Raw genomic sequence first — 19,444 nt, 5'->3', positions numbered from 1 at the left:
TTTCGCTTAAGATCAAATGAAAAGTGAAAACGGGATTGTTTGTTTCTCTTTCTTTTTGTGGGGTTTTTAGCCATTTACTGGCGAATTTCCAGATGTTTTAGTGGTCGAATCTCTATCGCATGGTCGTTTATTTTGACTCGAAAGTGGCGGTGTTCGAGTCAAGGTCGGGAGAGGCCTGCAGGGCGCCGCCCGACCTGTACTCGGAAGTTACATGGGGTGGCTTCAGGCGCCCAGTGCCTGCAGCACCTGACGGGCGGAGTCGTCCTGCAGTGTGGCGTAGAGACCGAACTCGTCGGTCACCGGGCAACCCAAGGCCTGCTCGAAAGCGGCCTGATTGGCATTCTGGGCATAGGCCTTATGGCTGGTGCCGCCGAGGTTGGACTGGAAGATACCGGCGGCGCTGACCGGCAGAAAATCTTCATAGGTGATGGGCGTAGCCTGTACCAGGCCGGCAGCTATCAGGGCGTCCAGCCCGTCGTTGGCGATACCCTGTCCGGCCTGCTGACGACCGGCCTCGGTCAGGCTGTAACGGAAATAGCCCAGTTGCTGTGTCCGCAGGCTGGTTTCATCGTCCGGGAAGTCGGCGAAGGCGGTGGCCAGCAGGCTCTGATGGCTCTGGTTGTCGGCCTGAGCCGGGGCCTGCCGCGAACGGTTCAGCAGCTCGTCGTAGAGGGCGCGGCCCTTGGGAGTGAGCGCCATGCCGCGCTGTTCGATTTCACCGAAGCGAGCGGTATGAGTACCGATTTGCTCACCGGCAAAGTGAATGGTTTCTTTCAGGGCGGTAAAGCTGGTCTGACGCAGTAAAATGGGACACTGACGACGAGGCGGCCCTTCGATCACCGCTTTGGGGTTGATGCCGGCAGCGGGCATTTGTTGCTGAACGGTGTCGATGTCCAGCGTTCTCGGGGTCAAGTGATTGATGTGCGGACCACGGAAGCACACCACGTCGGCAATCAGAGGGTGAGCATCCTGCAGGGCCTGATAAGTGGGCAAATCGACGATGGCGTGTTGATGCCAGCGAAAGGTCTCCAGTACTTCGGCGACAAACTGGTGGGCCTGGTCCGACGTCAAGCCACCCTGGTGCTCGGCCTGGGCGACCAGCTCCCGTGCCTTGGCCGTGAAAATATCGCGCTGGGCCAGTATCTCGGCCGCGCGCGCGCGAAGGGCTTCATCTTCAATCAGCTCCAGGCGCAATAGCGAGGTGAAAATACGGAACGGATTGCGGCGGAGTGAGGCTTCATCGATGGGGCGAAAGGCGGTGGAGTGCACCGGTACCCCGGCTTCGGACAGATCGTAATAGCTCACCGGGTGCATACCCATGACAGCGAAGACCCGGCGCAGCATGCTGAGCTCTGCCGCTGTACCCACCCGAATGGCCCCATGGCGTTCCAGGCTGAGCCGGTCCAGCTCGCCGTTGTCATGCAATTGCTGTTGCAGGCCGGGCTCATTGGCCAGAGTCTGCTCGTTGACCTCGGCTACCAGCTGCATCAGGGTGCCGTACTGGGGCACTTCCTGCTGATACATGCGGGACATGGAGGTGGAAAACAGAGTGCGAATATCGTCCGCGGGCAAAAAATGTTCGAGCGCCATGATGGTAATGTCCTTTGACCAAAGAGGTTTCATACCCCAGCACCTTAATACCACATCATGAGTCATGACAAACGGCAACTGTTCGTGAATCCATTCCAAAAAGGAATGGATGATGGCCAGGCGGCATCAAAGTACCGGTTATCACCCGGCATCTCTGAGTAATCTGCTGGAGGTCAACAGCAGAGCACCGGCATTCCTTGATAATAGCCGGGGAGCAGAGCTGGGAAGGCGGTGCCGGCCTGGCTGGTGCAGCTGGCCGGATGAAAAGAGCCGGTGTGGCGATGGCTGACTCTCTCGCGGTACAAAATGGTGCTTCAACCCGAGCTTGACTAAGGTTAATGGTAAGGCGTTGTTTAAAAAACAACCAGTCAAGAAGAGAGGGCATCATAGTGCCTCATGCAATGCCTTGAAAACACAGCGCCTCATCCGTCGGGTGGGGATGTCTGTATCCAGGAATGCAGTGAAGTGAGAGGAGAATCACCATGGCCTATCAAAAAGCACTACTGGCGACGGCCATCGCCTGCGCCATGGCCAGCGCTCCCGCGTTGGCCCTGACCGATGCACAGGAACTGGATCAGCTCAAGCGCCAGCTGGGTGCCCTGCTGGAGCGGGTCGATCAGCTTGAAACCAAAACCCAGAATGCCGAAGCGCGGGCCCGGGCGGCGGAGACCAAGGTTGAAACCATGAGTGCCCACAGGGCGCCGGCCGCCGTCAGCTCGGGTAATGACAAGATCCGGGTGTCCGTTTCCGGTCATGTGAACCGGGCCATGCTGGTGGTGGATGACGGCAAGGAAACCGATCTCTACCATGTTGATAACGACAGTTCTTCTACCCGGTTACGGGTGATCGGTGAAGGGGATGTCAGCCCCGAGCTGACCGTGGGAACCGCCATAGAGGTACAGCTGGAGTCCAATTCGACCGCCAAGGTCAGCCAGGATAACGAGTCGGATAGTGACAATATTATTTCCGACCGCCGGCTGGAGGTGTATTTCGATCACGACCGACTCGGCAAACTGTGGATGGGTAAAGGCTGGACCGCCAGTGAAGACAGCTCCGAAATGGACTTGTCTGGCACAGCCCTGGTGGGCTACTCCTCGACGGCCGATATTGCCGGGGGCATCAAGTTCCGTGATGGCGCCGGTAACCTGAGCATGACCCGGGTGGGCGATGTCTTTCTCAACCTGGACGGTCTGGGCCGAAGAAACCGCCTGCGTTACGATACCCCGTCATTTGCCGGTATGAAACTGGCGGCCAGTGCGGTGGAAGACAGCGCCTGGGATACGGCACTGACCTATTCCGCCGACTATGATCTGGGCACCCTGGCGGCGGCAGTGGCCTATTCGGATCAGCAAAACAACAGCGGCCAGGTCAATGGCTCGGCTTCCTTCCTGCATAACAGCGGAGTCAGCGTCACCCTGGCGGCGGGGGAGCGGGACAGCGATGCCCTGGATCCCAATTTCTTCTACGGCAAGCTGGGGTATCAGAACCAGTGGTTTAACGCCGGTAAAACCGCACTGTCTGCCGACTACCATGTTGCCAACCATGCTGTAGAGCGCAGCGACAAGGCCAAGTCGGTCGGGGTACAGATGGTGCAGAGTGTCGACGATTGGGCGACCGAGCTCTATGTGGGCTATCGCAACTATGATCTGGAGCGGGCGGGAGAAAATCTCGATGAAGTGGATGCGCTGATTGCCGGTGCCCGGATCAAGTTTTAGGAGCCCAGATGAAGATACCTATCATGCTGGTGATATTGCTGTTGCTCGGTGGTTGTAGCGGGACTCCGGTCCACTACCACAGCGAGCGGGAAATCCCCACCGGGCCGGGTCTGCTGACCGGCACCGACGGGGCTTTTCTACACCAAAGGTAATACGGCTAACATAAAAACAGGGATGGGCGCAGGGCATCATAACTGCCGACAGCGCCCATCCCTTGCGCCTCACTCCTCACTCCTTACGCTTCACGTCACACGTCTCACCACCCCTCACACTCTACTCCTCACGGCGTTGAGCACTGGCCTCCGGGTTCAGTACTTTGGGTGCCTGTTCGAGATGATCCGCTTCAAACAGGGTTTCCAGTTCAGCCCGAGCCTGACGAGCGGTTTGAAATACCGCCGCTTCGTCGTCATATACCTTGTGTTGTTCCATGAGTACGCGCTCATCGTGTTCGCGGAAGCGGCGCAACCGGGCGGTTATTTGCTCTTCCCCCAGCCCCAGGCCTTGCAGCACGCGGCGGCTCATTTCCAGGCTGGAATGAAAGGTTTCCCGCACCGGCATGGCGCCCAAATCCCATAACTTGTGCACATGCTGGCGGTTGCGAGCCCGGGAGATGACGTTCATGTGCGGGTAGCGCTCGCGGATCACCTGGGTGGCGTGCAGGTTGATGTCCGGATCGTCGGTGGCGACGATAAAAAACTCTGCCTGCTCGGCACCGGCGGTGCGCAACACGCCCGGGCGCAAGGGATCGCCATAATAGATGGCAATGTTGTCGATGCTGCGGGTAATGCTGATGGTGTCGACTTCGTTTTCAAAGGCCACAAAAGGAATGCGCTGGGCGCGCAGTACCCGGGCGACAATTTGCCCCATGCGGCCCATGCCCAGAATCACGGCGCGAGGGTGATGGTCATCTATTGCTTCGTATTCCGGCGGAACCGGGCGAGCCGGAGCAGCCTGTCGCAAGCGGCGCGACAGGAGCAACAATATCAAGGGGGTGAGCGCCATCGACAGGGTGATGGTCATCACCAGTATGTCGTGTAATTCCCCGTTGAACAGCCCATTGTCACGGGCCAGGCCAAACAGGACGAAGGCAAACTCACCGCCGGCGGCCAGTAACAGCCCCAGTTTGATGGCGCTTAACGAGTCTAGTTTACCTATCATGCGCCCCACCAGGGCCAGCAGGGGGAACTTGAGCCCCAGCAATAACAACGCCAGCCCGAATATCATCACCGGATGTTGCCAGAGCAGGCTCAGGTCGGCACTCATGCCCACGCCAATAAAGAACAGGCCCAGCAACAAGCCTTTAAATGGCTCCAGCTGCGACTCCAGCTCGTGGCGATACTCCGAGTCGGCCAATAACATGCCGGCCAGAAAGGCCCCCAGTGCCATGGACACATGGGCCCATTCCATCAACCAGGCCGTACCCATGACCACCAGCAGGGCGGTGGCGGTAGAGACTTCTTGCAGGCCGGTTTTGGCCACAATGCGAAACACCGGGCGCAACAGGTAGCGGCCACCAATCACGACCAGGCCGATACTGGCCACAATCTGCAGTAAATGGGTACCCCCTTCACCCGAGCTGGCCTGAGCCGTGCCCAGCGCCGGTACCAGCGCAATAAGCGGAATGGCTGCGATATCCTGGAACAACAGGATGGCAAAGGCCTGACGGCCATGGGCACTGCTCATTTCCTTGCGCTCGGCCAGCAGTTGCAGCCCCATGGCGGTAGACGACAGCGCCAGGCCAAAGCCCAATATCAATGCCGCTTGCCAGCTCTGGCCAAACAGCTGCCAGGCGCCCAGCGCCAGCAAGACGCCGGTCAGCAGCATCTGGGCCAAACCGGCACCAAATACGGCGTGTCGCATTACCCATAACCGACGGGGCGACAGCTCCAGGCCGATGATGAACATCAGCATCACCACGCCTAACTCCGAAAGCTGGGAAATACTTTCGGGTGCCGTGATCAACCCCAATACCGAGGGCCCTATCAGTACCCCGCCTAACAGGTAGCCGAGCACGGCTCCCAATTTGAGCCGCTTGGCAAGCGGCACCATCAAGACCGCCGTTAACAGGAAAATAACACTGGCATGGAGTAGGCCACCGGTTTCGGACATCATGACTCCTAGGGGCTGGCAACAGGTAAGAAGGGAACGTCAAGAGTGTCGCACGGCATTGTTAAAAACGGAATAGTCGACTGCCGTGTTGCGGCGGCTTTTGTTATCATGGATTTTTCTTTGACGAGACTGCCCCGCTTTGGACGACGACAACCCGCTTTCTGCTTCCCGATTTACCGAGCTTTTCACCGAGCAGGGCCCTTTGGCCCACGCCATAGAGGGCTTTAAACCTCGCCAGGCCCAGGTTGACATGGCGGCGGCGGTGGCCCAGGCGTTGACAGACAAGGTGCCGCTGGTGGTCGAGGCGGGGACCGGCACCGGCAAAACCTATGCCTATCTGGCCCCCGTGCTGGCGGCCGGCAAGAAGGTGGTGCTCAGCACCGGTTCGCGTAACCTGCAAGAGCAGCTGTTTCATCGCGATCTGCCTACCCTGGTCAAGGCCATGGCCTATCATCATCCGGTCGCCTTGCTGAAAGGCCGGGCCAACTACCTGTGCATCGAGCGACTCAAGCTGCTGAACGACAGCGTCCCGCACCTGTCTGCCGAGGGGCTGGCCGACTTGCAGCGAGTACGGCGCTTTATGCCCATGACCCACAGCGGCGACATCGGCGATATTCCCGGGCTGGCCGAACGCAGCGAAATACTGCCCTTGGTAACCAGCACCAACGATAATTGTCTGGGCCGCGAGTGCAGTCATTATCAGGACTGCTTCCTGGTCAAGGCGCGAGCCAAAGCGATGGAGGCTCAGGTGGTGGTGGTGAACCATCATCTGTTTTTTGCCGACATGGCGGTGCGCGACACCGGCTTTGGTCAACTGATCCCCGAAGCCGACGCCTATATTCTGGATGAAGCCCATCAGCTGCCCGATATTGCCGGCCAGTATTTTGGCCAGAGCCAGTCCAGCCGTCAGTTTCTGGAGCTGGCGCGGGATTTGCGTCTGGCACAAAAAGTAGAAGCCAAGGACATGGCGCAAATCAGCAAGGTGGCGGATCAGGTTGAGCGCTATGCCCAGGATTTACGCCTGACCTTTGGTCACGACAGCAAGCGCGGCCAGCTCAGGCCGATGCTGGCCCGCCCGGAAGTGACCCATGGATTGGCGCGCTTAAACGAAAGCCTGGCCTTTTGTTATGAGGTGCTCAAGCTGGCGCTGGGGCGGGGCGAGCAGCTGGATCAGTGCTTCGAGCGATTGGTGACCTTGCGTACCCAGCTGGAAGCGGTCACCCGGGTAGAAGAGGACGGCTACTCCTACTGGTTCGATTGTACGCGCCTGCACATCAGCTTTCATAAAACCCCGCTGTCGGTCGCCGAGCGCTTTTCTGCCGAGCTGAGCAAAGAGGCGGCCAGCTGGATATTTACCTCGGCCACCCTGGCGGTGGGGAACCGTTTTGACCACTTCTGCGCCGATATGGGCTTATCCCGGCCCCGCACCTTGCAATTGGACAGCCCTTTTGATTACTCTCGCCAGTCTCGTTTGTGTGTGCCCCGTTACTTGCCACCCACCAACGCCCAGGGGCGTGGTCGCTGGCTGGCCGAGTCACTGGTGGATACCTTGTCGGCGGTGCCGGGGGGCAGCTTCTTTCTGTGTACCAGTTATAAGGTGATGAACGAAGTGGCCGAGGTGCTGCGCCTTAAGTTAAATCGTACCATTCTGGTTCAGGGCGAAGACAACAAGGTACGATTGCTGGAGCGCTTTGCTCAGGATGGCCGTGCCGTCCTGGTGGCCACCAGCAGTTTTTGGGAAGGGATCGATGTGCGCGGTCATGCGCTGCAATGTGTGGTGATCGACAAGTTGCCCTTTAGTGCGCCGGACGATCCCTTGCTCAGTGCCCGCCTGGATGACTGTCGCCGCCGTGGCGAAGACGGTTTTGCCAAGGTGCAGCTGCCCAAAGCCATTATTACCCTGAAGCAGGGAGTCGGGCGGCTGATCCGGGATGTGGCCGATAACGGCGCCCTGGTGATCACCGACGACCGCCTGGTCAACCGCGCCTATGGTGCCGATTTTATTAATAGCCTGCCTGCCATGCCGCGTACCCGCTGCCTGAGCCAGGTGGCCGAATTTTTATCAACGCTGGAGTAATAACCCATGACCCGAATACTGGCCATTGATACCGCCACCGAGGCCTGTTCTGCTGCCCTGTGGCAGGACGGCGAGGTGCTCAGTCGTTATCAGGTGGCGCCTCGGGGCCATACGGACTTGATTTTACCCATGGTGGCCGAGTTGCTGGCCGAAGGGGAGCTGGCGCTGAGTGATCTCGACGGCCTGGCCTTTGGCCGGGGTCCGGGTTCCTTTACCGGTGTGCGCATTACCCTGGGGGTGGCACAAGGTCTGGCCTTTGGGGCCGACTTGCCCTTGCTGGGCGTGTCCAATTTGCAGGCGCTGGCCCAGGGGGCTTACCGCCTGTGTGATGCCCGGCAGGTGTTGAGTGCCATTGATGCCCGTATGGGAGAAATTTATGTTGGTGGCTATGCGCTGGAGCAGGGCGTCATGGTGGTGCGCGAGGCCGAACAGGTGCTGGCGCCGGGCGCGTTTCTCGCCGAGGCGGCCCATCAGCACTGGGCCAGTGGCGTGGGCTCGGGCTTTGTCACCTATGGCGAGCTGACCGAGCGGGTCGACCATGTCTGCGATGCCCTGCCATATCCGGAAGCGCGGGACTTGCTGCCCCAGGCACTGCTATTGTGGCAGAGTGGACAGGGAGTGGATGCCGCCGAGGCCCAACCCGTCTATCTTAGGGACAAGGTGACCTGGCAGAAACTGCCCGGTCGTTAACAGGAGCCGATGTGGTTATATTTGCCATCAAGCGGCGCCAGGACACTCAGACTTTGATGTTTTATGTTCAGCGCCCTTATCATCGCAGTTTACAATATCGGCAACGGCGCAGGCGTAACAACCTGCGGCGCATTCGACTGTGGCACCAACGACAGCGGCAACGGCAGCGCTAACCCATACCCGGCAAGGATTATGTTACCTGGTGGTGGTTTTGTTGTGGATTTGTAATGACTTTTAGAGTAAAAACTTTAATCTACTAGGCTAGCGAGTAAGCAGGGCCGGTTGAACATATGACCGAGCCAGGCCTTTTGTCCTGTCCCAGGAGACTGATATGGAACACGTCCAATCCGGCGAAGCGCCGACTCCCTTTTCCGGCAAGCCTTGGCTGCAGCGTTACCCGGCTGATGTGCCCGCCGACATAGATGCCAATACCTTCTCTTCACTGATCGACCTGTTCGAGCAGGGCGTCAATGACTTTGCCGATCAGCCCGCCTATACCAACTTCGGCAAGAGTCTGAGCTATCGCGAGCTCGATGGTCTGTCGCGAGATTTTGCCGCCTATTTACAGCAATCGTTACAGCTGGCCCCCGGCTCGCGTATCGCCTTGATGATGCCCAATCTGTTGCAATACCCCGTGTGTCTGTTTGGTGCCTTGCGTGCCGGCCTGGTGGTGGTTAACGTCAATCCGCTGTATACGGCACGTGAGCTCAAGCATCAGCTGACTGACGCCAGGGCCGATACCATAGTGATAGTGGAAAATTTTGCCCACACCCTGGCCGAGGTGCTGCCAGACACGCCGGTTAAAAATGTCATCTTGACCCGCATGGGCGATCACCTGGGAGCGATAAAAGGGACCTTGCTCAATCTGGTGGTCAAGTACGTCAAGAAACTGGTACCCGACTACCATTTGCCCAATCATATTCGCTACAGCACGGCGTTAAGCCAGGGCCACGGCTTGCGTTATATCCGTCCCGAGCTGAATGGCGACTCGCTGGCATTCTTGCAATATACCGGTGGTACCACGGGGCGTTCCAAGGGCGCCATGCTGAGTCACGGCAACGTGCTGGCCAATGTCGAGCAGTGTCTGGGGGTCTATGGTCCGGTACTGAACATGGGCCAGGAAAAGGTGGTGACGGCCTTGCCGCTGTACCATGTCTTTGCCCTGACGGTGAACGGTTTGCTGTTCTTTCGCATTGGCGCCCAGAATCTGCTGATCACCAACCCCCGGGATCTTCCCGGCCTGGTGCGAGAGCTCAAAGGCTATGACTTTACCTGTATTACCGGGGTGAATACCCTGTTCAATGCCCTGGTGAACAATGAAGACTTTCAAGGGCACGACTTCAGCAGTCTCAAGTTGACCATAGGCGGCGGCATGTCGGTGCAGCGGGTGGTGGCCGAACGCTGGCAGTCTATTACCGGTAGCCGCTTGCTGGAAGGCTATGGCCTGACCGAATGCGCGCCGCTGGTAACCGTGTGCCCCTATGATATGGACGGCTATAACGGCTCCATTGGCCTGCCCGTGTGCTCGACCGATGTCCGGCTGGTCGATGATGACGGTCAGGTCATTACCCTGACCCATACCCCCGGCGAAATGGAAGTGAAGGGCCCTCAGGTCATGAGCGGCTACTGGGGCGCGAATGAAGCAGACAGTGACGGCCCCGACAGTCCGTTCCATGATGGCTGGCTGCGCACCGGTGACATCGCCACCATGGATGAGCAAGGCTTTTTGACCATAGTCGATCGCAAGAAAGACATGATACTGGTGTCGGGCTTCAACGTTTTTCCTAACGAAATTGAAGAGGTGGCCATGCAGCATCCGGCGGTACTGGAAGCGGCGGCGGTGGGCGTACCTCATGCGGACTGCGGCGAAGTGGTCAAGCTGGTGGTGGTGAAGAAGCCGGGCGCCGAGCTGGATATAAATACCCTCAAGGCCCATTGCCGGCAATATCTGACTGCCTATAAGGTACCTAAGGTGATAGAATTTCGTGACGAATTGCCTAAAACCAATGTCGGTAAAATACTGCGTCGAGAGCTGAGAGACGAAGCCTCTTGAGCCGAGACCCCAGTTATCTGGGGTTTTATTTTTCCGTCCACACAGAGTACTCATGACTTATACACTGATCACCGATAACCAGACCCTCACCGAGTTTTGTAACACGGATGCCCGCCTGCTGGCGCTGGATACCGAATTTATTCGTACCCGTACCTTCTATGCCAAGCCCGGCCTGTATCAGCTGTTTGATGGCAAGCACACGGGGTTGATTGACCCGCTTGCCGTATCCGATCTGTCGCCCCTGTGGCGTTTGCTGAATGATCCGGACCGAGTGTGTGTACTGCATGCCGGCGGCGAAGATCTCGAACTGCTGCAGCACCAAAGTGGCTCCTTGCCGGGCCGTATCCACGACACGCAACTGGCCGCCGCGTTTCTGGGACTGGGCAGTCAGCTGGGGTTTGCCCCCCTGGTAGAAAAAATGCTGGGTGTCAGCCTGGATAAAGCCCATGCGCGCACCGACTGGCTGGCTCGCCCCCTGTCGAGTGCCCAGCTGAGCTATGCGGCGGACGATGTGATTTATCTCTATCCCGTCTATCAGAAGCTCATGGAGCAGCTGGCACAAAAGGGCCTGACGGAATGGTTTGAGCAGGAATGCGAGCGGGCCGTCAAGCGCCGTACCGAAAGCGTTGATCCTGCCTACGCTTATCTGGACATCAAAAATGCCTGGACTCTGGACAGTCAGGCGCTGGGAATATTGCAGCCTTTGTGCCAGTGGCGGTTGAATGAGGCCCGCCAGCGCGACTTGGCCGTCAACTTTGTAGTGAAAGAAGCGCACTTGTTCCGTGTGGCAGAGCGGGCGCCCCTGTCGCTGGCCGATCTGGCGAAGCTGGATCTGGATCCCATGGAAATTCGTCGCCATGGCGATACCCTGCTGGCGCTGGTGCAGCAGGCACTGGCCGAGCCGGCGCACTGGCCTCAGCCGGTTAAACGACTGATTGATTACCCGGATTACAAGGCAGAGCTAAAGCGAATCAAGTCACTGGTGGAAACCGCCGGTGAGCAGGCCGAAATCCCCGCCGAGGTGATTGCCTCCAAGCGGCTGATCCATCAATACCTGAGCTGGAAGTGGCGACTGGAAGAAAGTGCAGACATCAAGCCGATCCTGCTGCAAGGCTGGCGCGGTGAGCTGCTGGGGTCGCAGCTGTAATTGACGACGAGCTGACGGCATCGGAGGTTGCGCCAGGAACGATAAGAGTTTCGACCCTGGCGTAACGCATCATGTGGTGCAAGCGACTTAGCCTTCTACCTTGCCGATGGCCTTTTCATCGCCTTCCGGAAACATGATATTCAGCTCGAGCACCGACAGGTTGTCGCCTTTTTGATCCAGCTGTACCGAAATCTGATCGATATCGATATCCACATATTTACGGATTACCGCCAATATATCCTGTTGCATTTGCGGTAGATAATCCGGGGTATCCCGCTGGCTACGTTCGTGCGCAACAATGATCTGCAGGCGCTCTTTGGCAAGCTGAGCGCTGTTCTGATTCTTTCGTGAACGGAAATAGTCCAGTAGAGACATAAATTAACTCCCAAAAATTCTGCTGAAAAATCCCTTTTTCTCTTCGTCGAGGAAACGGAAGGGGCGCTCTTCACCGAGCAGGCGGGCGACGGCGTCGGCATAGGCGAGGCCGGCATCGGATTCGTTATCCAGGATCACGGGCTCACCGGCGTTGGAGGCTTTAAGCACCGCCTGAGACTCGGGAATCACCCCCAGCAGCGGAATCGCCAGTATTTCCTGCACATCCTGTACGGCCAGCATGTCGCCACGGTTGACGCGCTCGGGTGAGTAGCGAGTCAGCAACAGGTGCTCCTTGATGGGCTCCATGTTGTGCTCTGCCCGCCACGACTTGGACGCCAGTATTCCCAGTACCCGGTCGGAGTCCCGTACCGAGGACACTTCCGGGTTGGTGGTGATAATGGCTTCATCGGCAAAGTAGAGTGCCATCATGGCCCCGGTTTCGATGCCGGCAGGAGAGTCACAAACGATGTACTCAAAGTCCATGGCGGCCAGGTCTTTCAGTACTTTGTCTACGCCTTCACGGGTAAGGGCGTCTTTGTCCCGGGTTTGAGAAGCGGGCAGTATGTAGAGGTTATCGATCCGCTTGTCGCGGATCAGCGCCTGATTCAGGTTGGCATCTCCGTTGATGACATTGACGAAGTCGTATACAACGCGACGCTCACAGCCCATGATCAAGTCAAGGTTACGCAAGCCAATATCGAAATCGATCACCACCGTTTTGTGACCAAGGCTGGCCAGTCCGGTACTGATGGCTGCACTGGAGGTGGTTTTACCCACGCCTCCCTTTCCAGATGTGACGACGATAATTCGTGCCATATTGTGTTCCTAAAGTCGAAAATAATTAGAGTCGGTCGATCGTTAACTGCTCGCCCGCCAGAGAAATAGTGACAGCCTGTTCCCAGTTGTCACCCTGTAGCCCTGCACTGATTTGATAATGGCCGGCGACGGAAATCAACTCGGCCATTAGCTGCTGGCAATAAATTCTTGCCGACTCATTACCTTTGGCGCCGGCAACGGCTCGACCGCGCAGTGGTCCATAAACATGAATACTGTCATCGGCAATCACTTCAGCCCCGTTACTGACGGCACCCAGCACCACCAGGGAACCGTTGGCGGCATATACCTGCTGGCCAGAGCGCACCGGGCCTCGGTGCACCTTGGTGCCGGGCTGGTTAAGCAGCTCGGCGGGGGGCTCTTTAAGCTCGGCCGGGGCTTGTGTGACCGCCGCCTTGCTGGTGCTGACGATGGCCAGGCCTGCGGCGCGAGCTGCAGCCCGGGCTTCATCGCTTTTCGCACCCGTTACCCCCACCGGAACCAGTTCCAGTTCTCTGAGAGCCTGGGCGAGAGCCGAAAAGTCAGGTGTCTGTAAGAGCTTTTCAATGTTGATAACCAGGGGTGCGGCCCGAAAGAAGGCCGGGGCCAATGCAACTTTTTCTGCCAGCAGGCGTTTTACCCTGCCAACATCGTGATCGGTGAGGTGCACCACGGACAGGGTAAAACTACTGCCTTTTAATTCAATACCATGCTCCGCCATAAGCGGCTTTCCCCCAAGGATATAATCCTTTTTGTTATTGTTCGCGCTGATGTTATAGTTTGCCGCCCTAACTGGCAATAAAGCCGACGGATTATAGCAACTTCCATGTTATCTGTAGTATATAAAAGTCCCAAAATGGACCAAACCTATCTTTTTGTCGAGCGACGCGACGACTTTTCTCGCGTGCCGTCCGCGTTACTGGATACCTTTGGTACGCCGCAACTTGCTATGATTATTAATCTGGCAAATAAAACACAACTTGGACAAGCTGATTTGACCAAGGTGAAAACGGCGTTGAAAACGCAAGGGTATTACCTGCAATTACCGCCTCCGCCAGAAAACCTGCTCAAAGAGTTTCGTGCAAAGAATAAATTGTAGCCTTTTCTGGACGGTATGAAGCAAGCAGGCCTGAAATGACATCAACAGGAGCGACACATGTATCAACATCTGGACGTGCAAGGTCAACCGCTGCCCTATGCGGTTGGCAAGGTAGTGTGCGTGGGGCGCAGCTATCAGGACCATGCCGCCGAGCTTAACAATCCTGTCCCCAGCCAACCGCTGCTGTTCATCAAGCCGGCCAGTAGCCTGACGGGGCTGAATGTCCCCTTGCTGCTGCCCAAGGGGCTGGGTGCCGTACACCACGAGCTGGAAGTGGCACTGCTGATCGGTCGACGCCTGTGTCATGCCGAACCGGGGCACACCCTGGATGCCATCGTGGGGGTGGGGCTGGCGCTCGACCTGACCTTGCGTGACGTACAGGACGAGCTGAAAGCCAAGGGGCACCCCTGGGAGCGCGCCAAGGCTTTCGATGGCAGCTGCCCCGTCAGCCCGTTTGTAGAGCCCGACATGATCGGCCACCTGCAGCAGCTCGATTTCAGCCTGCAGGTCAATGGTCAGCCCCGGCAGGCGGGGAATACCGCCCAGATGATGTGGCCGATAGGAAAGCTGCTGGCCGAAATGAGCCGCTGCTTTACCCTGAACCCCGGCGACATTGTCTTGACGGGCACCCCGCAAGGGGTCGCCGAGCTCAAGCCCCAGGATCAACTCGATATGCAATTGAACGGTCAGTACCGTTTTAGTGCTCAAGTAGCAGGATAAGTAATGCAGGCTGATTTTTGGTATACCAAGTCTTTGGAACAGATGACCGACCAGGAATGGGAAGCCCTGTGTGACGGTTGTGGCAAGTGCTGCCTCAACAAGCTGATTGATGAGGATACGGACGAGTTGGTGCATACCAATGTGGCATGCGAGCTGTTAAACACCCACACTTGTGCCTGCAGTAACTATGAAAACCGGTTTTCCATCGTGCCGGACTGCCTGAAAATTACCCGTGACAAGCTGGATGACTATTTCTGGTTGCCCTCTACCTGTGCTTATCGGTTGCTGTCCGAGGGGCAGTCGCTGCCATCCTGGCACCCGCTGCGCACGGGCTCGAAGAGTGCCATGCACAAGGCGGGGCAGTCGGTACGGGGCAAGGTCGTGCCCGAGTCCAGGGCCGGCGCCTGGGAGCAGCACATCATTACCTGGGCGAAATGATCCCGAGTGAGGGGAGAGGCGTAAAGCGTGAGGAGTAAACACAGCCATAAGCTGTAAGATAAACTCAAGTCATATCGCTTCACTTTCCTGAGCTCTGTAGCCTGCTGGCTTTCAAGATTAAAAACATCTTTGCCACGGAATCCACTGAAGCCACGGAATCATTAAGATTAGAACAAGGTTGAACCTGATAAGGCTTGCAAGACAAAGTTCTTGCAAGCCTTTTTGTCGTTCAATTGGAAGGCAGAGGGGGCTGCTCAGCCGATCATCCGCGCCAGGGAAGGCGCGGTTTGAGCCTACAGGGAAGTATTCACGGCGTGTTTATAGCTTACGGCTTACTGCTTGCTTCCCCGTGATCCTCATCAGGATAAACACCATCGCCAGCACGGCCAGGCCGGCGAATATTCCCATTAGCCACTGGGGCATACTCAGACCCATCCATGCCCAGGAGACGTCGGAACAATCGCCGCTGGGGTGAAACAGGCCGGGTAACCAGGTGTCGAGTGGTAACCAGGAGGGAAACTCGGCCACGCTGGAGCATTGGGTAAAGGGGGAGGGGTTGAATTGATAGCCGACATGCTCCTTGGCCAGTAGTCCGCCTTTAACGGCGGCGGTCAGCCAGCCCAGCAAAGCCAGGTTGCTGATAAGCCCGTGCTTCGGTGCCAGCCAGCCCAGACAGGCTGCCAGCATCACGCCGGCCAGTGCGGCTCGCTGGTAGACGCACATTACACAGGGGGCCATGCCCTGACCATATTGAAAGTACAGGGCGACAGCCAGCAACAGGCCCGAGCCCAGAGTCAGCAGTGCCCAGGCGAAACGAGAACGAGAAAAGGCGTACAGCATGAAATCCTCACAGTATGACGTAAAAATGATTCTGGCCGGTAAGCAGAAGGAAAAGGGGGCGGAGCTTGTGGAGAACTGGTCTGCTCTGTTATTATCAGCCTTTGGTTTTACCCATTTTTAATATATTTAACAGAGTGGTTTTATGGTCATTAAGGCACAAAGTCCAGCCAATTTCGCGGAACAATATATCATAGAATCCATCTGGAACAGTCACTTTCCACCTGGCTCTATCTTGCCGGCCGAGCGTGAATTGTCGGAGCTCATCGGCGTGACCAGAACCACGCTGCGCGAGGTGTTGCAACGGTTGGCCCGGGACGGCTGGCTCACCATACAACACGGCAAACCCACCCGGGTAAACAACTTCTGGGAAACCTCCAGCCTGAATATTCTGGAAACCCTGGCGCGGCTTGATGAAGACAAGATGCCGGAGTTGATCGATCATCTGTTATCTGCCCGTACCCATATCAGCAGCATTTTCATTCGTTCGGCAATAAAAAACAACCCGGAAAAGGTGGCGAGCGTTATCGCAGAGTTAGAGCAGCTGGCCGACGAAGCCGACGCCTATGCCGCCTTCGATTACGAACTGCATCATCAGTTGGCCTTTGCTTCCGGCAATCCCATTTACGGGTTGATTCTGAATGGTTTCAAGGGGCTGTACTGTCGGGTAGGGCGTTACTACTTCTCTTTGCCTGCGGCGCGTCAGCTGGCTGGCACTTATTATCGGGATCTGGCCGCCCTGGCAAGCAGAGGCGAGCTGGACCAGGTGGCCGAGCTGGTACGAGACTATGGCAAGGCGTCGGGCAAGTTGTGGCTCGAAATGCGCGATCGCTTACCCGAAGGTATGGCTCAGGGCTAAATAATTGAGTGAAATGTGAATCGTGAAGAGTAAAGGAGAACCCCAGAGGCTCTTACCCTATACTCTTCACCGTCTTACCACTGCTTTCCCCTCACTATTAACACCTAACACCTTACGGATTCAGCTCCGGACAGCGACTGAGGATAGTGGCGCTGCCATCCGGCTCTTCCTGCTCCAGCAACACATCAAAGCCCCACAGGCGATGCACGTGTTTCAGCACTTCATGGCTGGAGTCGGACAGGGGAATGCGATTGTGCGGCACATGGCGCAGGGTCAGGGAGCGATTACCTTTAACCTCCACGTTATAGACCTGAATATTCGGCTCCAGATTGGACAGGTTGTATTGGCTGGACAGCTTTTGGCGCAATGCGTGATACCCCTGCTCATCGTGAATGGCGGAAATTTCCAGGTAGTTGCGGGTATCGTCATCGGACACGGCAAACAAATGCAGATCCCGCATCACCTTGGGTGACAGGAACTGGCTGATAAAGCTTTCGTCCTTGAAGTTCTCCATCGCAAAGTGCAGGGTCTTCACCCAGTCGGAGCCGGCAATATCCGGAAACCAGGCCTTGTCTTCCGCGGTAGGGTGTTCGCAAATGCGGCGCAAATCCACAAACATCGCAAAGCCCAGCGCATAAGGGTTGATGCCCGAATAGTACTTGCTGTTATAAGCCGGCTGAAAGATAACATTGGTGTGGTTGTGCAGTATCTCCATCATGAAGCGATCCGTGACCAGGCCCTCGTCATACATGTGCTGGCTAATGGTGTAGTGCCAGAAGGTGGCCCAGCCTTCATTCATCACCTGGGTTTGTTTTTGCGGATAAAAATACTGACTGATCTTGCGCACGATACGCACGATCTCGCGCTGCCAGGGCTCCAGTAGCGGCGCATGTTTCTCTATGAAGTACAGCAGGTTTTCTTCCGGCTCGGCGGGGTAGCGACGTTTTTCTTCCGCCTTGGCATCGTCCATACGCGGCAGGGTTTTCCACAGTTCGTTGACCTGGGTTTGCAGATAGCTTTCCCTGGCCTTCTGGCGCCGCCTTTCTTCGGCCAGCGACAGTTGCTGTGGCCGTTTGTAACGATCGACCCCGTAGTTCATCAGGGCATGACAGCTGTCAAGAATGGCTTCAACTTCGGCCACGCCGTGTTTTTCCTCACACTCGCTGATGTAGTGTTTGGCAAACAGCAGGTAGTCGATAATCGACTCGGCGTCGGTCCAGGCCTTGAACAGGTAGTTGTTCTTGAAGAAGGAGTTATGGCCGTAGCAGGCATGGGCAATCACCAGCGCCTGCATGGGCAGGGTATTTTCCTCCATCAGATAGGCAATACAGGGGTTGGAGTTGATTACAATCTCATAGGCCAGCCCCATTTGCCCACGTTTGTAGTTTTGTTCGGTTTGAATAAACTTTTTGCCATACGACCAATGATGATAACCAATGGGCATGCCAATGCTGGAGTAGGCATCCATCATTTGTTCGCCCATGATAATTTCGATTTGATTCGGATAGGTACTCAGGCCGTAGTGCTTGGCAATACGGGCTATTTCCGTGTGGTAGGCTTCGAGTAACTCAAAGCTCCAGTCTGGCCCGTCACTAAGCGGGCGAGTTCGGGTTTGGGTTTGGGTCTCAATCATGGTCACCTCATGCCGCCTGCTTCTTGAACAGCTCTCTGAATACGGGGTAAATATCTTCTACCGAGCGTATATGCTCCATGGCAAAGTTGGAAAAGCTGCGCGCGATGGACTCATATTCGTGCCACAAGGTTTGGTGGGCGCGAGTGGTTATTTCGATGTAGGCGAAATAGCGCACCAGCGACATCAGATCGTCTTGCAGCAACTGCCTGCACAAGGGAGAGTCATCGGCCCAGTTATCACCATCCGATGCCTGGGCGGCGTAAATATTCCACTGATCGGCGGGGTAGCGGTCGTCTATGACCTTTTTCATGAGCTGCAGCGCACTGGAGACAATGGTACCCCCGGTTTCCTGGGAGTAGAAAAACTCCTGCTCATCGACTTCCTTGGCCTGGGTGTGATGGCGGATAAACACCACATCGACGTTCTTGTAGGTGCGGGTCAAAAACAGGTACAGCAACAAGTAAAAGCGCTTTGCCATGTCTTTGGTGGCCTGATCCATAGAGCCGGAGACGTCCATGATGCAAAACATCACCGCCTGAGTTGAAGGAACGGGCCTTTGCACGAAGTTGTTAAAGCGCAGATCGAAGGTGTCGATGAAGGGCACAGCTGCAATACGGCGTTTCAACTCGGCGATTTCCAGCTCCAGTTCCTGAATGCGGGCATAATGCCGGGTGGGGTGGCGCCCCAGCTCGGCCAGCTCCCGCTCCAGCTCGGCCACGGTTTTCTTCTTGCCCACCTGCAGCGCCATGCGCCGCGCCAGTGACTGGCGCAACGAACGTACGATATTAATGTTGGCCGGTACCCCGTCTGCAGAGTAGCCGGCACGAAAGGTCTTCATTTCGCTAATTTTATTGAGCTTGTTCTTTTCGAGGTTGGGCAGCTCCAGACCATCGAACAAGAGGTCGAGATATTCCTCTTTTGAGATTTCAAAAATAAAATCGTCCTGTCCTTCTCCCTGGTTGCTGGCATCCCCTTGTCCGCTTCCCTGACCGCCTCCTCCCTGGGGTCTGTCTACCTTGTCGCCGGTTACAAACTGATCGTTGCCCGGATGGACCTGCTCGCGGTATCCGCCCTTGCCTTGATGAAACACCGGCTCGGAGATATCCCGGGTGGGAATGGAGACACTCTCACCCTTGTCGATATCCTGAATACTGCGTTTGAGTACCGCATCTGACACCGCTTTTTTAAGTTGTTGTTGATAGCGGCGGATAAAGCGCTGCCGGTTCACAGCGCTTTTGTTGCGGCCATTTAGTCGTCTATCGATAAAATGCGCCATAGTTTCCCCCAAC

General features: G+C 56.7%; 19 protein-coding genes. 11 read left to right on the top strand and 8 right to left on the bottom strand.

Annotated elements, in window-relative coordinates; all coding sequences use genetic code 11:
* Nucleotides 1-222 precede the first annotated feature (222 nt).
* Entirely contained in the window at nt 223-1,623 is a 1,401-nt protein-coding gene (locus ACN0VL_RS02125; RefSeq protein WP_417614466.1) for a VOC family protein, read from the bottom strand.
* 449 nt (nt 1,624-2,072) lie between these two features.
* Here ACN0VL_RS02125 and ACN0VL_RS02120 point away from each other — a divergent pair, with 449 nt between their 5' ends.
* Both ACN0VL_RS02120 and ACN0VL_RS02115 read left to right on the top strand, forming a co-directional pair.
* Nucleotides 2,073-3,305, top strand: coding sequence for a porin (locus tag ACN0VL_RS02120; RefSeq protein WP_417614465.1), 1,233 nt, complete (start codon nt 2,073-2,075; stop codon nt 3,303-3,305).
* Nucleotides 3,306-3,313: 8 nt separating this feature from the next.
* Nucleotides 3,314-3,457 carry a hypothetical protein gene (locus ACN0VL_RS02115; protein ID WP_417614464.1) on the top strand — a complete coding sequence of 48 codons (144 nt, stop codon included), beginning with the start codon at nt 3,314-3,316 and terminating at the stop codon, nt 3,455-3,457.
* A 121-nt stretch (nt 3,458-3,578) separates the two neighbouring features.
* Here the strand turns inward: ACN0VL_RS02115 and ACN0VL_RS02110 are convergent, their stop codons facing one another.
* Nucleotides 3,579-5,417 (bottom strand): monovalent cation:proton antiporter-2 (CPA2) family protein, encoded by a 1,839-nt coding sequence (locus tag ACN0VL_RS02110; protein ID WP_417614463.1) that lies wholly within the window; start codon nt 5,415-5,417, stop codon nt 3,579-3,581.
* Between the two features lie 136 nt (nt 5,418-5,553).
* On the opposite strand from ACN0VL_RS02110, the gene ACN0VL_RS02105 reads away from it, so the two are divergent.
* From ACN0VL_RS02105 to rnd, 4 genes are all read left to right on the top strand, one after another.
* Nucleotides 5,554-7,491: an ATP-dependent DNA helicase gene (locus ACN0VL_RS02105; protein ID WP_417614462.1), complete on the top strand. Its 1,938-nt coding sequence runs from the start codon at nt 5,554-5,556 to the stop codon at nt 7,489-7,491.
* Between the two features lie 6 nt (nt 7,492-7,497).
* Nucleotides 7,498-8,181: a tRNA (adenosine(37)-N6)-threonylcarbamoyltransferase complex dimerization subunit type 1 TsaB gene (gene tsaB, locus ACN0VL_RS02100; RefSeq protein ID WP_417614461.1), complete on the top strand. Its 684-nt coding sequence runs from the start codon at nt 7,498-7,500 to the stop codon at nt 8,179-8,181.
* 331 nt (nt 8,182-8,512) lie between these two features.
* A complete protein-coding gene (gene fadD, locus ACN0VL_RS02095; RefSeq protein ID WP_417614460.1) occupies nt 8,513-10,234 on the top strand; it encodes a long-chain-fatty-acid--CoA ligase FadD in 1,722 nt (573 codons plus the stop codon).
* Nucleotides 10,235-10,286: 52 nt separating this feature from the next.
* Nucleotides 10,287-11,381, top strand: a complete 1,095-nt coding sequence (rnd, locus tag ACN0VL_RS02090; protein ID WP_417614459.1) for a ribonuclease D — start codon at nt 10,287-10,289, stop codon at nt 11,379-11,381.
* 87 nt (nt 11,382-11,468) lie between these two features.
* Here rnd and minE read toward each other — a convergent pair whose 3' ends face one another.
* Genes minE through minC form a run of 3 tightly spaced genes read right to left on the bottom strand, consistent with a single transcriptional unit; the run spans nt 11,469 to nt 13,290 of the window.
* On the bottom strand, nt 11,469-11,756 hold the full coding sequence (gene minE, locus ACN0VL_RS02085; protein WP_417614458.1) for a cell division topological specificity factor MinE: 288 nt from the start codon (nt 11,754-11,756) through the stop codon (nt 11,469-11,471).
* Between the two features lie 3 nt (nt 11,757-11,759).
* The gene (gene minD / locus ACN0VL_RS02080) at nt 11,760-12,572 is read right to left on the bottom strand and encodes a septum site-determining protein MinD (RefSeq protein ID WP_417614457.1); all 813 of its coding nucleotides are present in this window, start codon (nt 12,570-12,572) and stop codon (nt 11,760-11,762) included.
* A 25-nt stretch (nt 12,573-12,597) separates the two neighbouring features.
* Nucleotides 12,598-13,290, bottom strand: coding sequence for a septum site-determining protein MinC (minC, locus tag ACN0VL_RS02075; RefSeq protein WP_417614456.1), 693 nt, complete (start codon nt 13,288-13,290; stop codon nt 12,598-12,600).
* A gap of 105 nt (nt 13,291-13,395) precedes the next feature.
* On the opposite strand from minC, the gene ACN0VL_RS02070 reads away from it, so the two are divergent.
* The 3 genes from ACN0VL_RS02070 to ACN0VL_RS02060 are packed head-to-tail and all read left to right on the top strand — an operon-like array spanning nt 13,396 to nt 14,826.
* Nucleotides 13,396-13,668: a YcgL domain-containing protein gene (locus tag ACN0VL_RS02070; RefSeq protein ID WP_417614455.1), complete on the top strand. Its 273-nt coding sequence runs from the start codon at nt 13,396-13,398 to the stop codon at nt 13,666-13,668.
* A 57-nt stretch (nt 13,669-13,725) separates the two neighbouring features.
* A complete protein-coding gene (locus tag ACN0VL_RS02065; RefSeq protein ID WP_417614454.1) occupies nt 13,726-14,388 on the top strand; it encodes a fumarylacetoacetate hydrolase family protein in 663 nt (220 codons plus the stop codon).
* A 3-nt stretch (nt 14,389-14,391) separates the two neighbouring features.
* Nucleotides 14,392-14,826, top strand: coding sequence for a YcgN family cysteine cluster protein (locus ACN0VL_RS02060; RefSeq protein ID WP_417614453.1), 435 nt, complete (start codon nt 14,392-14,394; stop codon nt 14,824-14,826).
* Between the two features lie 318 nt (nt 14,827-15,144).
* Here the strand turns inward: ACN0VL_RS02060 and dsbB are convergent, their stop codons facing one another.
* On the bottom strand, nt 15,145-15,666 hold the full coding sequence (dsbB, locus tag ACN0VL_RS02055) for a disulfide bond formation protein DsbB (RefSeq protein ID WP_417614452.1): 522 nt from the start codon (nt 15,664-15,666) through the stop codon (nt 15,145-15,147).
* Here dsbB and ACN0VL_RS02050 point away from each other — a divergent pair.
* Complete coding sequence (locus ACN0VL_RS02050) at nt 15,665-15,787, top strand: hypothetical protein (RefSeq protein WP_417614451.1); 123 nt, start codon at nt 15,665-15,667, stop codon at nt 15,785-15,787. The two genes, dsbB and ACN0VL_RS02050, sit on opposite strands and share 2 nt — an antisense overlap.
* A 21-nt stretch (nt 15,788-15,808) precedes the next feature.
* Nucleotides 15,809-16,522: a fatty acid metabolism transcriptional regulator FadR gene (gene fadR / locus ACN0VL_RS02045; protein WP_417614450.1), complete on the top strand. Its 714-nt coding sequence runs from the start codon at nt 15,809-15,811 to the stop codon at nt 16,520-16,522.
* Nucleotides 16,523-16,634: 112 nt separating this feature from the next.
* On the opposite strand, the gene ACN0VL_RS02040 is transcribed toward fadR, so the two are convergent.
* Together ACN0VL_RS02040 and ACN0VL_RS02035 are read right to left on the bottom strand one after the other, a co-directional pair.
* A complete protein-coding gene (locus ACN0VL_RS02040) occupies nt 16,635-18,155 on the bottom strand; it encodes a SpoVR family protein (RefSeq protein ID WP_417614449.1) in 1,521 nt (506 codons plus the stop codon).
* A 7-nt stretch (nt 18,156-18,162) separates the two neighbouring features.
* Nucleotides 18,163-19,431 (bottom strand): YeaH/YhbH family protein, encoded by a 1,269-nt coding sequence (locus tag ACN0VL_RS02035; protein ID WP_417614448.1) that lies wholly within the window; start codon nt 19,429-19,431, stop codon nt 18,163-18,165.
* Nucleotides 19,432-19,444: the final 13 nt, after the last annotated feature.

Origin of the sequence: Oceanisphaera sp. (assembly GCF_048268965.1) — a bacterium.
Lineage (GTDB): Bacteria > Pseudomonadota > Gammaproteobacteria > Enterobacterales > Aeromonadaceae > Oceanimonas.
This window is presented reverse-complemented; position numbering and strand designations above follow the sequence as displayed.

Bases quoted from the DNA above. Each gene is read 5' to 3' on its own strand.
- ACN0VL_RS02125 (WP_417614466.1), bottom strand. From the start codon at position 1,623: ATGAAACCTCTTTGGTCAAAGGACATTACCATCATGGCGCTCGAACAT.
- ACN0VL_RS02120 (WP_417614465.1), top strand. From the start codon at position 2,073: ATGGCCTATCAAAAAGCACTACTGGCGACGGCCATCGCCTGCGCCATG.
- ACN0VL_RS02115 (WP_417614464.1), top strand. From the start codon at position 3,314: ATGAAGATACCTATCATGCTGGTGATATTGCTGTTGCTCGGTGGTTGT.
- ACN0VL_RS02110 (WP_417614463.1), bottom strand. From the start codon at position 5,417: ATGATGTCCGAAACCGGTGGCCTACTCCATGCCAGTGTTATTTTCCTG.
- tsaB (WP_417614461.1), top strand. From the start codon at position 7,498: ATGACCCGAATACTGGCCATTGATACCGCCACCGAGGCCTGTTCTGCT.
- fadD (WP_417614460.1), top strand. From the start codon at position 8,513: ATGGAACACGTCCAATCCGGCGAAGCGCCGACTCCCTTTTCCGGCAAG.
- rnd (WP_417614459.1), top strand. From the start codon at position 10,287: ATGACTTATACACTGATCACCGATAACCAGACCCTCACCGAGTTTTGT.
- minE (WP_417614458.1), bottom strand. From the start codon at position 11,756: ATGTCTCTACTGGACTATTTCCGTTCACGAAAGAATCAGAACAGCGCT.
- minD (WP_417614457.1), bottom strand. From the start codon at position 12,572: ATGGCACGAATTATCGTCGTCACATCTGGAAAGGGAGGCGTGGGTAAA.
- minC (WP_417614456.1), bottom strand. From the start codon at position 13,290: ATGGCGGAGCATGGTATTGAATTAAAAGGCAGTAGTTTTACCCTGTCC.
- ACN0VL_RS02070 (WP_417614455.1), top strand. From the start codon at position 13,396: ATGTTATCTGTAGTATATAAAAGTCCCAAAATGGACCAAACCTATCTT.
- ACN0VL_RS02065 (WP_417614454.1), top strand. From the start codon at position 13,726: ATGTATCAACATCTGGACGTGCAAGGTCAACCGCTGCCCTATGCGGTT.
- ACN0VL_RS02060 (WP_417614453.1), top strand. From the start codon at position 14,392: ATGCAGGCTGATTTTTGGTATACCAAGTCTTTGGAACAGATGACCGAC.
- ACN0VL_RS02050 (WP_417614451.1), top strand. From the start codon at position 15,665: ATGAAATCCTCACAGTATGACGTAAAAATGATTCTGGCCGGTAAGCAG.
- dsbB (WP_417614452.1), bottom strand. From the start codon at position 15,666: ATGCTGTACGCCTTTTCTCGTTCTCGTTTCGCCTGGGCACTGCTGACT.
- fadR (WP_417614450.1), top strand. From the start codon at position 15,809: ATGGTCATTAAGGCACAAAGTCCAGCCAATTTCGCGGAACAATATATC.
- ACN0VL_RS02040 (WP_417614449.1), bottom strand. From the start codon at position 18,155: ATGATTGAGACCCAAACCCAAACCCGAACTCGCCCGCTTAGTGACGGG.
- ACN0VL_RS02035 (WP_417614448.1), bottom strand. From the start codon at position 19,431: ATGGCGCATTTTATCGATAGACGACTAAATGGCCGCAACAAAAGCGCT.